Source organism: Streptomyces xingningensis (assembly GCF_054957865.1).
The window spans coordinates 1-12,835 of the sequence record NZ_JBDJPF010000074.1; the positions used below are offsets into that span (position 1 = coordinate 1).

Sequence of the window (12,835 nt, forward strand, 5' to 3'; positions counted from 1 at the left end):
GCCGGATGAGGACCTGACGGGGGCCGCAGCGAACTTCGCCAAGACCGCTTAGAAGAGGATCCGCTGCAGAGTGCAAGCAGGCTGGTCCTACAAATCGTGCGGTCGGGCAGGCCAAATGTTGCACCGCTGAAGGGTTCGCAACGCGACTACGGGCTGCGTCCTGCTCTTCGGTACTCGTACCACAGCAGCAGTTGATGGTCGGCAACTGAACCCAGAGGGGCCAGCTGGCACTGTCAGTGCCCGGGGCTAGGCTCGTGAGCCGAACCCGACCAGGGGAGGACCCATGCTCGATTGCTCGCTGACCGCTGATGTACCGCTCGGCCCGTTCGAGGGGACCCCGGTCACTGTTCATTCGGCCAAAGGTAAGAACGCCAAGCTGCACGCCACGCCCAGTTGCACCCAACTGCGGACGCAAAACGTGGCGACGGCAGAAGTCCCGCTGAACTCGGTAACGATCGGTCGGTTGTGTTCGCGGTGTGCGCAGTGGGGTTCGTGGGCGCGGCCGGATAGCGGGCTGGGCATCTTCCTTGGGGCACTTGGCGGATCAGGCCTGCTATTCCAGCTGCACTCCTACACTGCGTTGGACCCGGACGACGGCTGGGAACAGGAAGAACTGAAGGCCGCGGCCGACCTCCTTCGGGCAGAGCCCAAGGCTGAGTGCGACGACGAGGAGGACGGCGCCGGCGAACAGGAGGCGCGGGACGAAGCAGAGTGGCTTCGGGACCGGGTGTTCGCTCACTGGCGCGGTGCCGCGACGAGCCTGCATCAGGCCCGGTCCATCGCCATGATGTTCCCTTGGCTCGAGGATTGGGTGAAACCGAAGCTGTCGGTAAAGGAGCAGTACCTAGAGGGCTTGCGGGCGCAGGCGGCCTTGTTCGTCGACCCGGCAGGGCTTCTTCTGGCCGCCGCGGTGGCCGGTATGAGCGAGCCGGAACTCCCCCTCGATGATGGGGTGTTCGGTGTGCTGGGAAAGAGCGCGGACGTTGCGAAGCATGTGAAGGTGCTGTGGGGCGAGTGGCAGCGCAGGGCCTCGGAGGGCTGGGGCCGCCCCAGCGACCGCTCTTACGTCGCCTACAGCTTGGTGCGTCACATCCGTAGTAACCGCAAGGGTTATCACCAGGCTGTGACCGGCGCCGAGAGCCTCGTCGCCTCCTGGGAGGATGCCGCCTGCACAGCTGCGTCCTCAGCGGCCCCTGTGCCCACGAGGCGCGTGATCGTGCGCCTGCCGGAAATCGGCGATGACGCGTCGCACTCCCGTGAGACGGGCTTCCTGGCGAACCTGGACCAGTGGACAACGGGTGTGCTGGTCACCTACCTCGCCGATGCTGACTGGAGCCGCCGCACCCTCACACTTCAGGTCCCTGGTCTCATCGCCGACCGGCTCCTTGTCCATTCCTACCAGATCGAGTGCGAACCCCACGACGGCAGAGACAGCCCGATCACGAAGGGGGAGACGAGCGATCGTGCGAGCCATGTCCAGCCGGGGATCTTCGACGACACTCCGGTTCTCGGCCGACTCCCGGTCACCGCAGACCACTTCCGTGCGTTGGGTACCGTCTCGCCCAACGCGGACCAGCTCTACATCGTCTTCTCGACAAGCAACGGAGCCGAGGTGCTGCCGCTGGCAGCCATCGAGAAGCGGCTGGCAAACGGCTGGCACGGGGTCGTCATCGCCGGCGCCTCGGACCTTCCCTCGAGTGTGATCGGGCCATGGGTCGATGAGATTGGCCGGAGGCCGGAAGGGCGGGAGAGTATCTGGCCCGAGCAAGTCCACGACGTACATGACCCACGCTTCGGGGACTGGCTTGGACTCACCGATGGAGCGCGGACGACTGCGTGGCTGACCTTCAGGGATCAGGACATCGAACGTAACCTCCGCTGCCTCGCCATGGCCCGGGGCGTCCATGATCTCCGAACCCTCGACAGCGGGAGCCGTCGGCGCGGAGTGCCCCACGATGTGTGGCAGGGCTTGCTCACCAGCAGGCGCCTGGACCTCGAGCCGTTCGAACCGCCCACCAGTGACCGGTGGCGAGGAGGCAGCGGAATTCCGCTGGGCGTGCTCACCGACGTGCAGATTTACACCACCAACGCCGACCCGCGATTCGAGGGCAAGGGGCACTCACCCCTGTGCAGGCACTCCCGCGAGCGCGGCGTCGTTGACGATGACGACCTGCTGACCGCCGAGGACCTGCTTGCCCGGGACGATTTCGATTGGTGCAGCAAGTGCGGCGGCTACGCGGCGCGCCGGCTCACTGACACCCAGCTTTCCTACTACCGCGCGGCCCACCGACTCCACGACATCGCCCAACAGCTCGACCCGAAGCGAGCCGGATACGGCCGGGCCGACTTGGAGACGATCATTTCCCAGCTGAGCGAACTCGCCGATTGGCGCCCGATCGGCGAAGACCGCTGGTACTCCCGGGGGGCGAGGCAGTGGTGGCAGATCGTCCGCCGCCTGCAGGCCCAGGCCGAGGCTGGCCGCCATGACATCTCATGACCACCCACACGCGACCAGCTCCTGACCACGCTCGCTCCGCCTTGCTGGCTGGACTGGGTAGGGCGCCTTGCCGGAACGCCTCTTTGTGCTCGGTGCGGACCATGCCCAGTTGATGCCGCCGTGCGACTCCGACGGACAACGGCACCACGAGGACATCAAGGGATGGGTGGAAGGCCGTACGAGATGATTCTTCGGCATTGACCTCTTCCTGAGGCGCCTGGCGTGAGCAGCAACGGCTCCGGCGGCACCCTCGACTTGACCCGGACCTGGGACCAGTTTGGGACCACACGATCCGCACACCACCGAGCGACGCCCCTTATGCCCCACATAAGAAACCCTTATTTGGGGGTATTGTCCGCATTTGATGGTTTGCCAACTAGACTGGGGGTCAAGGGGTCGTGGGTTCAAATCCCGCCGTCCCGACACGGCGAAAGAAGCCTCTGATCAGCGGGAAACCGCAGGTCAGAGGCTTTTTCGCGTTGATCACCTGACGAGCCGCAGGTGCCGCACAGGTGCGGCCTCTGGGACCAGTTTGGGACCAGCGGGTTCCTGGCGGCCTTCGGCGAGGTAGCGGCTGAGGGCCGCGCCCGCCAGATGGATCGAGCGGCGGTCCGGGTGGAGGTACCGCTGGGTGGTGGTGATCGAGCCATGTCCGGCGATCATGCGGAGGACGTGGACGGGGATGCCGGCATCCGCCATCCATGTCAGCCCGGTGTGCCGGAGGTCGTGGCGGCGCAGGTGTTCGTAGCCGAGGTGGACGACGACTTCGTCCCAGTGGGTGGCGTCGCGCAGGATGGCCGTGGTGATCCGGCCTCCGCGCGGTCCGGTGAAGAGCCGGGCCATGGGGTCGTGCCCGACTGCGTCGAGGCGGGCGCGCTGACCATGGGTGGTGAATCGGGCAGGGACGGCACCGGCCTTGGTCGCACCAGCATCAGGCATCCTGGTCCAGGCGACGGTAGGCCACCGCGACCTTGACGGATGCCGAACCGAGCCGCCCAGCGACACCTCATCGGGGACCGGTCTCAGTCGCATGACCCAGTGTGAGCGTGCTGGTCTCGCCCGGCTGGATGGTGATGTGCCGGTCGGGCAGCACGATCCTGATCGTGGATTCCTCCGATTCCGGAACGCTGATGGTCAACTGCTCACGTTGCAGGCGTACTCCGATGCCCCAGTGCCCTCGGTAGCGGATGGTGAAGCCGAATTCGGAGAGTTCGGGGAGTTCGACGGGGTAGAGCCAGAGGGCGTCCTCGCGGGTCTCGAGTCCGGTGAGGCCGCGCTGGACCAGGTCCAGGGTGCCGGCCATGGCGCCGAGGTGGATGCCTTCGGCAGTGGTGCCTCCCTGGATGTCCGCGACATCTTCTTCGAGTGCTTCGCGGCAGTAGCGCCAGGCGTCGGCGCGGTGGGCGCGGGCGAGGACCCAGCCGTGGACGACTTCGCTGAGGGTGGAGCCGTGGCTGGTGCGTCGCAGGTAGTAGTCGACCGTGCGCTGCCACAGTTCGTCGGTGAGCTCGTAGCCCATCCGTCGGAAGATGGCGGAGAGTTCGGCCGGTGAGAAGAGGTAGCCGAGCATCAGGACGTCCGCCTGCTTGGACGCCCGGTACCGGTTGACCGAATCCCCTTCGGCCTCCAGGAGACGGTCGAGCCGCCGGATATCTGGGTAACGGGCGCGGTAGGCGGCCCAGTCGAGCTCGGCCAGCTCACCGTAGCCGTCGAACTGGCTGATGACGTCGTGGTGGAAGGGCACCCGGAGACGTCGTGAGATCTCGTCCCACAGCGGGAGTTCGCCGGTGTCCAGGACGTGGCGCTCGACGAGTTCCTGTCGGCGCCGGGCGGGCAGGCTCCCGATGAGGTCCAGGGCGCGGGCGAGCACCCAGGCCGCCGTCACATTGGTGTATGCGTTGTCGTCGATCCCTGGTTGCGCAGCACCGGGGTAGGCGTCGTGGTACTCGTCGGGGCCCACGATGCCGCGGATGCGGTAGCGGCCGGTCGCCGGTTCGGGTTCCGCGCGGCCTGCCCAGAAGCGGGCGATCTGCAGCAGCATCTCCGCGCCCTTGGTGTGCAGGTACTCCGTGTCGCCCGTGGCCTGGCAGTACTGCCACACGTTGTACGCGACGGCGGAGCCGACGTGATGCTGGAGCCCGGAGCGGTCGGGCAGCCAACGGCCGGAGCGCGGGTTCAGGTGCAGCGTCTGCGTCTCGTCACGGCCGTCGCTGCCGCTCTGCCACGGATACAGCGCGCCGGTCCGGCCCGTCTCGCGGGTGGAACGGACCGCGCGGGGGAGTCGGCGGTGCCGGTAGTCCAACAGCGCCCGGGACACCTCCGGGAAGTGCAGGTTCAGATACGGCAGCACGAACAGCTCGTCCCAGAAGACGTGGCCCCGGTACGCCTCGCCGTGCAGGCCCCTGGCCGGTACACCCACGTCCAGGTCCGCGGTGTGGGGCGAGAGCGTCTGCAGGAGGTGAAAGAGGTGCAGGCGCAGGACCCGGCCCGCCTCGCCGGGCACGTGGATGTCCGCCCGCCGCCACAGCTGTTCCCAGGCATCGGTGTGCGACCGCAGCAGCGAGGGGAAGTCCGGGGCCGTCCGGGCAAGGTCGACGGCCGCCGTGCAGGGGTCGCTGATGGCACGGTCTCGGGAGGTGTGGAGCGCGACGGTCTTGTCCACGGCGACGGGGCCTTCGTCGGACAGGGTGAGGATCAGGCGGTGGTTCGGCCGGTGGCCGGCGGCGGTCCTGGCCGAGGACTCGGGGGCGCAGCCGGTCACCGTGGTGCGCGCGGCCATGCCGATGCCGATGTCCGACGTCCTGGTGCGGCAGCGCAGCAGGACAGTGTCCGGGCCAGCCTCGCCGCCGTGCACCGCCGTGAGGTGCCGGCGCTCCAGGGCGCGGTACCGGTACACGTTGGCGTTGACGACGTCTCCGTCGAGGGCGGATCCCACCTCGATCCGTCCCGACCAGCCTTCCGGCGTGAACACGGTACGCAGCGCCGCGAGGTGAGGGTCCCCCATGTGGACCAGCCGGAACTGCTCGACCCGCAGTACCCGGCCGTCGGGCGCACGGTAGCGAAACGTCCGGGTCAGCGTGCCCTCTCTCAGGTGGAGCGCCTGCCGGTAGCCGGTCACCTCGCACGTGTCCAGGGCGAACCACGGGCCCGCTTCCTCGCCTTCCTCGCCGGAGAGCAGTCGGAAGCGCAGCGGCAGCCAGTTCGGGAGATTGACCATGTCCTCGTTCTCGACCCGGCGCCCGGCCACCGTCGAGACCAGCCGGTCGTAGCACCCGGCCACGTACGTACCGGGGTAATGCACCGGGCCCGCTCTGCTCTCGGGCGCCGCGCCGCGCGTGGCGAAGTACCCGTTGCCGAGCGTGCACAGCGTTTCCCGCAGTCGTTCGGTGGCCGGGTCGTAGCCTTCGTACTCCCAGGTCCACTCGGTCATCGTGGGCCTCGCTTCCCGCTCTCCGCCGTATCAGGAGACCAGATGTCACCGCAGGCAGCGGTTCTCTGTCACTCTTCCGGGCCCGTGCTGACCCATCCAGGCGCATCATGTGTCCGGCCCCGAGCGGACGCGGCCCGTTGGGCAGATGGTGGAAACGGGACGTCCGATGACAGGGAGTGAGCCATGGCGGTCTCCGCCCGTATCACGGTCGTCGGAGTCGGCAACGAGTTCCGCCGGGATGACGGCGTGGGCCCCGCCGTCATCGCGCGGCTGCGGGAGCGTGCCGTCAGCCGACCGCTCCCAGCTGGAACCCGGTTGTCGTCGTGCGACGGCGACCCTGGCCGGCTCATCGTGCTGTGGGAGGAAGCCGAGCTGGCCGTGGTCGTGGACGCCGCACACGCGCACCCCGGGCACCCCGGGCGGGTCCACCGGGTGGAGCTGGACAAGCACAGCACCTGGCAGACGGGCACCGCCAGCACTCATGGGCTCGGGCTCGGCGAGGCGGTGGAGCTGTCAAGGGCCCTCGGCAGGATGCCCGGACACCTGGTCGTCTACGCGGTCGAGGGCGCCGACAGCTCACTGGGCACGGGGCTGACACCGGCCGTGGCCGCAGCGGTCGAGCCACTGGCGGAACGTATCGAAGAGGACATCGCGCGGCACCGCGACGCTGTCGCCCGTGGTGAGATCCCGGGCCGCGAGAGCCGGCCGTGAAGGAGCCGGCAGGCGCGGACGAACACGTCCGGGTCGCACGCACGATCACGGTGTCCGGCCGGGTGCAGGGAGTCGGCTTCCGTCCCTTCGTCCACCGCGTGGCGACTGGCCTGGGGCTCGACGGCTGGGTGCTCAACGCCGGCGGTCACGTCGAGCTGTCCGTCTCCGGATCACCGGAGGAACTGGGCACGCTCATCGAGCTGTTGCGGAATGCCGCGCCGCCCCTCGCGGACGTCCGCCGGGTGGGAGTCGGGCCTCTCCTGGACCCGCTTCCGGCTCCCGGCTCGGGTTTCACCGTACGTACCAGCACGAGCGCGGGAGTCGCGATGACGTCCCGGGAGATCCCGCCGGATGCCGCTACGTGCGAGGAGTGCCTGGGTGAGCTTCTCGACGCGTCCGACCGGCGGTATCGCTATCCGTTCATCAACTGCACCGGCTGCGGCCCGCGCGCAACCGTCATCGAGGACCTGCCGTACGACCGCGAGCGGACCGTGATGCGGCAGTTCACACTCTGCGCGCCCTGTGCCGCGGAGTACGGGGACCCCAGGGACCGGCGGTTCCACGCCGAGCCGATCGCCTGTGCCGACTGCGGCCCGCAGTTGTCGTGGGACGGGCTCGCCGGAGAAGCCGCTCTCCATGCGGCGGTGACCGCGGTGGACGACGGTGCCATCGTCGCGGTGAAGGGCCTGGGCGGCTATCAGTTGGTGTGCGATGCCACGAATGCCGAGGCCGTGGCCCGGCTGCGGGACCGCAAGCGGCGTCCGGCAAAGCCGTTTGCCGTCATGGCACGTGACGCGGAGACCGTCCGCCGCCTGGCTCATGTGCCGCGCACCGGCCACGCGGCCCTGACGGGGCCCGCCCGGCCGGTCGTGCTCCTCACGGCGCGGCGCCGTACCCGCATCGCGACGCTCGTGCACCCGGGCACCGACACGATCGGCCTCTTCCTGCCCACCACGGGCCTCCATCACCTGCTGCTGCACGACCTCGATCGGCCGCTCGTCGTCACCAGCGGCAACGTCTCCGGCGCGCCCATCGCGATCGACGACACGGCGGCGAGAAGCATGCTGGCCGGCGTCGCCGACGGTTTCCTCTCCCACGACCGGCCCATTCGCGCTCGCTACGACGATTCGGTGGTGCGCCCGGCCGGCCGTACGGTCCTGACCCTCCGCCGGGCCCGCGGATTCGCTCCCGTGCCGCTTCCCCTGCCCGTCGCCGCCGCGTCTCCCGTCGCGGCGGCCGGTGCGCAGTTGAAGCACACCTTCGCGCTCGCGGACGGAGCGCATGCCTTCCTCGGGCCCCACGCCGGAGACTTGGAGGACGCCGACACGCTGGCCGCCTTCGAGACGTCGTACGCCGACATGGTGCGCCTGACCGGGATCGAGCCGCGTGTGATTGCCCATGACCTTCACCCGGGCTATCTGTCCACCCAGTGGGCCCGTTCCCAGTCGTCAGCGCGGCGGATCGCGGTGCAGCATCACCATGCGCACGTTGCGGCCTGCGCCGCCGAGCACGGCGTGCGCGGGCCGTTCACCGGGGTCGCCTACGACGGGCTGGGCCTCGGCGACGACGGCACGCTGTGGGGTGGCGAGATTCTTGTCGCCGACCTGACCCGGTACCGCCGCGTGGGCCGCCTCGCGACAGCGCCGCTGCCCGGGGGCGAGGCAGCCGTGCGCCGACCCGCGCGCATGGCCCTGGGGTACCTCCACGGAGCCGAGCATCTGGGCGCTCTCCGCCCGCCCCCGACGTTGATCCGGTCGTTCGCGCGGCGCTTCGACTCGCGCGAGGCCGACGTCGTCCGGGTGATGGTCGAGCGGGGCGTGAACTGCCCGCGTGCGTCCAGCGCGGGCCGGCTCTTCGACGCCGCGGCGAGCCTGCTCGGCCTATGCGACGACGTGACGTACGAGGGCCAGGCAGCCGTGGCTCTCGAGGCAGCTGCCGGAACCCTGCGGGCCGACGCGCTGCCCTGGCGGCTGGTGGAGAAGGCCGGGCTGTGGGTCTACGACCCGGTCCCCACGCTCGTCGCCCTGCTCGAGGGAGTGGCCGACGGCGAGCGGGTGAATCAGCTTGCCGCCGCCTTCCAGCGGACGATCGCCGAGGTCACCGGCGGCCTGGTGGAGCGAGCCGTACGAGCGGGCGCGCCGCGCACGGTGTGCCTGTCCGGCGGTTGCTTCCAGAACGCCCGGCTGCTCAGGGAGGTACGGGCCGTGCTGCGGGCTCAGGGTCTGCGGGTTCTCGTCGGCAGTGCGGTTCCGGTCAACGACGGCGGTATCAGCTACGGGCAGGCCGCGATCGCCGCGGCCCGCCTCCGAGGGGAGTGAATGCGATGTGCCTGGGTATTCCGGGCAGGGTCCTGGAGATCCACGATCAGGCCGGGCTGCGGGTGGCGACGGTCGACTTCGGCGGGGTGCGCCGCGAGGCGTGCCTGGCCTACACGCCCGAGGCGGACATTGGCACGTATGTCGTGGTCCACGTCGGCTTCGCCATCGCGACGGTTGACGAGGCCGAAGCGCAGCGCACGCTGGCCGTGCTGCGGGCCATGGCCGACGCCGTGGAGGGGGAGCTGGGCGAGCCGCTTCCCGAAGCCGGTGCCGAGCGTCCTTAGGACGTCTTCGACGGGGCCGTTCGGCCCACCGTCGTGCCCGGTCAGCCCATCCGTCTCCGCCGTGCCCGGCTGAGGCTGGAAGTGATGGAGGGAGATGACTGGACCATGACGGGCATGCTGGATCTTCCATCGCCGCCGGTGCACGCCTTGCTGGCGGACGGTACGACGGTGCAGGTCCGGCATGTCGCGCCGGAGGACCGCACCGCCGCACTGCGCATGTACGAGCGCATGTCCCCGGAGAGTCTCCGGCTGCGACTCTTCTCGGCAGGTTCCCGGACGGCGGAGTGCGCGGCGGATCAGCTGTGTTCCGGTGGGCGCCCGGGGGAGCGGGCCCTGCTCGCCGAGACGGACGGCGAGGTCGTGGGCGTCGCCGAATACCACGCCACGCCGACGGCACCGGGTAGGACCGGGCCCGCCACGGCCGAGGTAGCCCTCGCCGTGGCGGACGACTGGCACCACCGGGGCGTCGGCACCCTCCTTCTGGAGCACCTGGTGGACGCGGCCCGCGCGGATGGGCTGGGCACCTTCACGGCCGACGCGCTCAGCGACAATTACCCGGTCCTCCGGGTCTTCGCAGATCTGGGGCTTCCTCTCCGGCGGCACTTCGACGGCCCGGAGGTCCATGTGGTGGTCGGGCTGTCCCAGGACGAGAGCTATCTGTCCGCCGTGGACGCCCGCGGCCGCACCGCCGACATCGCCAGTCTCCGGCCCCTGCTGCGGCCGAGGTCGGTCGCCGTCGTCGGTGCGGGGCGCAGGCCCGGCTCGGTGGGCCGGGCGATCCTGCGCAACCTGCGGGCCGGCGGATTCACCGGCCGGCTGGGCGCCGTCAATCCCCATGCCCGGGTCATCGACCGCATCCCCTGCAAGCCCGGCGTCGCGGACCTGGCCGAGGTACCGGAGCTGGCGGTCCTCGCCGTCCCCGCCGAGGCCGTGCCGTCCGTCGCCGAGGAGTGCGGCAAACGCGGAGTCCGGGCGCTGCTCGTGGTGACCTCCGGGCTCGACGCCGCGCAGGCTGCTGGCCTGCGGGTCGCCTGTCGCCGGTACGGGATGCGGTTGGTCGGCCCCAACTGCCTGGGGCTCGCCAACACGGAGGAGGACGTCCGGCTGGACGCGACCTTCGCCGCCGGGTTCCCGCTGCCCGGCACCGCCGGGGTGGCAGTGCAGTCGGGCGGTGTGGGGATCGCGCTGCTGAGCGGGCTGTCCCGGCTGGGCATCGGTGTCTCCACCTTCGTCTCGCTCGGCGACAAGTACGACGTCAGCGGCAACGACCTGCTGCAGTGGTGGGAAAGCGACGAACGCACCGATCTCGCCGTGCTGCACTTGGAGTCGTTCGGCAACCCGAGGGCTTTCTCCCGCACCGCGCGCCGGGTCGGCCGCCGGATGCCGGTGCTCACTGTGGACGCCGGTCGCTCGGAAGCCGGCCGCAGGGCAGCGGCTTCGCACACGGCCGCTGCCGCCACCCCCGCAATGACTCGGCAGGCGCTGTTCACCCAGGCAGGCATCATCGCCACCCGCACCATCGCGGAACTCCTGGACACGGTGGCCCTGCTGTACTCCCAGCCCCTGCCCAGTGGCGGCTCGGTGGTCGTCGTCACCAACGCCGGCGGTGTGGGAGTGCTGGCGGCCGACGCCTGCAGTGAAGCCGGGCTGGGTGTCAAGCCCCTGGAGCCCGATCTCGTGGCGGAGTTGACGGCCGTGCTGCCCGCAGGAGCGACCGCCGGCAACCCGGTCGACACCACCGCCGCCGTCTCCGAGGAACAGCTCCGGGTCTGCCTCGACCGGCTGGCGGACCACCGGGACGTCGACGCCGTGCTGGGTGTCTTCGTCCCCACCGCCCTCGCTTCGGCCACCGGGGACGACCTCGTCCGCGCCCTCACCCACAGCGCGGCCCGAGCACCGTGCACGACAGCCGCGGTGCTGCTGGAGCAGCCGACACGGGCCGAGCTGCTGACGGCGGAAGGCGGCGGGACCTTGCCTGCCTACGCCGACGCGCAGGACGCGGCCCACGCCCTGGCGTACGCGGCTGCTTACTCCCGGTGGCGTACCCGGCCGCAGTCCGAGGTGCCGGACCCGCCCGGCGTCGACACCGAAGGCGCCCGCGCCGATGTGACCGCCTGGCTTTCCGCACACCCGGATGGCGGCTGGCTGCCCCCGACCGCGTGCGCACGGCTCCTCGACCGCTACGGCGTCCCGCAGATCGCGTGGGAGTGGGTGTGCAGCGAGGACACGGCCGCCGCGGCGGCACAGCGGCTCGCCGGGCCCGGCGAGCGTGTGGTGCTCAAGGCGTACTGGCCCGGTCTGGTGCACAAGACCGCTGAAGGAGCCGTACGCCTCGACCTCCAGGGCGAGCACGAGGTGCGAGCGGCCTACCGCGAACTCGCCGAGCGCTTCGGGCAGAAGCTCTCCGGCGCGGTCGTCCAGCCCCAGGCCACCCACGTTCTCGAACTGGTGGCCGGAGTGGTCCAGGATGAGATCTTCGGCCCCCTCGTGCTGTTCGGACAGGGCGGCACCGCGACGGAGATCCTCGCCGACCACGCGGCCCGGCTCGCGCCGCTCACCACGTACGACGTCGACGATCTGATCACCTCCCCACGCTGCTACCGGCTGCTGTCCGGCCGCCACGGCGGCACGCCCGTCGACCTGGGCGCGCTGGAGCAGCTGCTGGCCCGTCTGTCGCGGATGGCGTGCGACCTGCCGCAGCTCGTGGAGGCAGACCTCAACCCGGTGGTGGCGTGCCCGGACGGCGTCATGGCACTGGACGCGCGGATTCGGCTGTTGCCGCGCCGCGCTCACGACCCGTACCTGCGGCGCCTGCGCTGAGAACCGCGCGGGACGGCGCAGCCGGAGAAAGGTCACGATGATCATGAGGCAGAGCAAGGTCGGAAACCTGATGACGAGCGACGTAGTCTCGGTGCTCCCGCCGACTTCGTTCAAGGACGTCGCCAAACTCCTGGCGGAGCACGACATCAGCGGTCTGCCGGTGGTGGACGACGATGACAGGGTCCTCGGAGTGATCTCCGAGAGCGACCTCATGCTGCGCCAGGCGGCCCTCCCCGTGGAGCCCGTCCCTCAAGGCCGCCGGCACGGACTGCCGTGGCTGTCCAGGGCGCACCGCGAGGCCGGCCCCGCGCCGGCTCCGGGCCGGACGGCAGGGGACCTGATGTCCCGGCCCGCGATCACCGTGCACGCCGACGACAGCATCGCCGAGGCCGCCCGGACCATGGCACGCCACCGCGTGGAGCGGCTGCCGGTGGTCGACGAGGAGGACCGGCTGGTGGGCATCGTGACCCGCCGCGACCTGCTCCAGGTCTTCCTGCGGCCCGATATGGACATCCGCCGCGAGGTGATCGCCGATGTGGTCGTGGGGACCATGTGGCTCACTCCCGCCACGCTCGACGTGCACGTTCTCGACGGGGTGGTCACGCTGAAAGGGCAGCTCGAGCGACGTAGCGAGGTCCCTGTGCTGCTCCGCCTGGTGGAGCAGATCGACGGGGTCGTCTCGGTCGTCGACGAGGTGACGTACCGCGTGGACGATGCCCGTCCGGCGCGGCCGGCCGAGCAGACCCTGCTCGGCCTCGCCGATGACTGATCCGCC

The 12,835-nt window shown here is 70.3% G+C and carries 8 protein-coding genes; 6 read left to right on the top strand and 2 right to left on the bottom strand.

All coding sequences use genetic code 11. From position 1 onward, the window contains the following. Window positions 1-283 precede the first annotated feature (283 nt). Window positions 284-2,497: a hypothetical protein gene (locus ABCR83_RS28340; protein WP_462698068.1), complete on the top strand. Its 2,214-nt coding sequence runs from the start codon at window positions 284-286 to the stop codon at window positions 2,495-2,497. Between the two features lie 483 nt (window positions 2,498-2,980). On the opposite strand, the gene ABCR83_RS28345 is transcribed toward ABCR83_RS28340, so the two are convergent. Together ABCR83_RS28345 and ABCR83_RS28350 are read right to left on the bottom strand one after the other, a co-directional pair. Next, window positions 2,981-3,436: a tyrosine-type recombinase/integrase gene (locus ABCR83_RS28345; protein WP_462698069.1), complete on the bottom strand. Its 456-nt coding sequence runs from the start codon at window positions 3,434-3,436 to the stop codon at window positions 2,981-2,983. A gap of 67 nt (window positions 3,437-3,503) precedes the next feature. Then, a complete protein-coding gene (locus tag ABCR83_RS28350; protein WP_462698070.1) occupies window positions 3,504-5,927 on the bottom strand; it encodes a glycoside hydrolase family 65 protein in 2,424 nt (807 codons plus the stop codon). A 183-nt stretch (window positions 5,928-6,110) separates the two neighbouring features. Here ABCR83_RS28350 and ABCR83_RS28355 point away from each other — a divergent pair, with 183 nt between their 5' ends. From ABCR83_RS28355 to ABCR83_RS28375, 5 genes are all read left to right on the top strand, one after another. Next, complete coding sequence (locus tag ABCR83_RS28355; protein WP_462698071.1) at window positions 6,111-6,638, top strand: hydrogenase maturation protease; 528 nt, start codon at window positions 6,111-6,113, stop codon at window positions 6,636-6,638. After that, window positions 6,635-8,956 (top strand): carbamoyltransferase HypF, encoded by a 2,322-nt coding sequence (gene hypF, locus ABCR83_RS28360; RefSeq protein ID WP_462698072.1) that lies wholly within the window; start codon window positions 6,635-6,637, stop codon window positions 8,954-8,956. Before ABCR83_RS28355 ends, hypF begins: the two co-directional genes overlap by 4 nt. Window positions 8,957-8,961: 5 nt before the next feature. Continuing rightward, window positions 8,962-9,240, top strand: coding sequence for a HypC/HybG/HupF family hydrogenase formation chaperone (locus ABCR83_RS28365; RefSeq protein ID WP_462698073.1), 279 nt, complete (start codon window positions 8,962-8,964; stop codon window positions 9,238-9,240). 114 nt (window positions 9,241-9,354) lie between these two features. Then, on the top strand, window positions 9,355-12,060 hold the full coding sequence (locus ABCR83_RS28370) for a bifunctional acetate--CoA ligase family protein/GNAT family N-acetyltransferase (protein WP_462698074.1): 2,706 nt from the start codon (window positions 9,355-9,357) through the stop codon (window positions 12,058-12,060). A gap of 70 nt (window positions 12,061-12,130) precedes the next feature. Then, complete coding sequence (locus tag ABCR83_RS28375; RefSeq protein WP_462698075.1) at window positions 12,131-12,829, top strand: CBS domain-containing protein; 699 nt, start codon at window positions 12,131-12,133, stop codon at window positions 12,827-12,829. Window positions 12,830-12,835 lie beyond the last annotated feature (6 nt).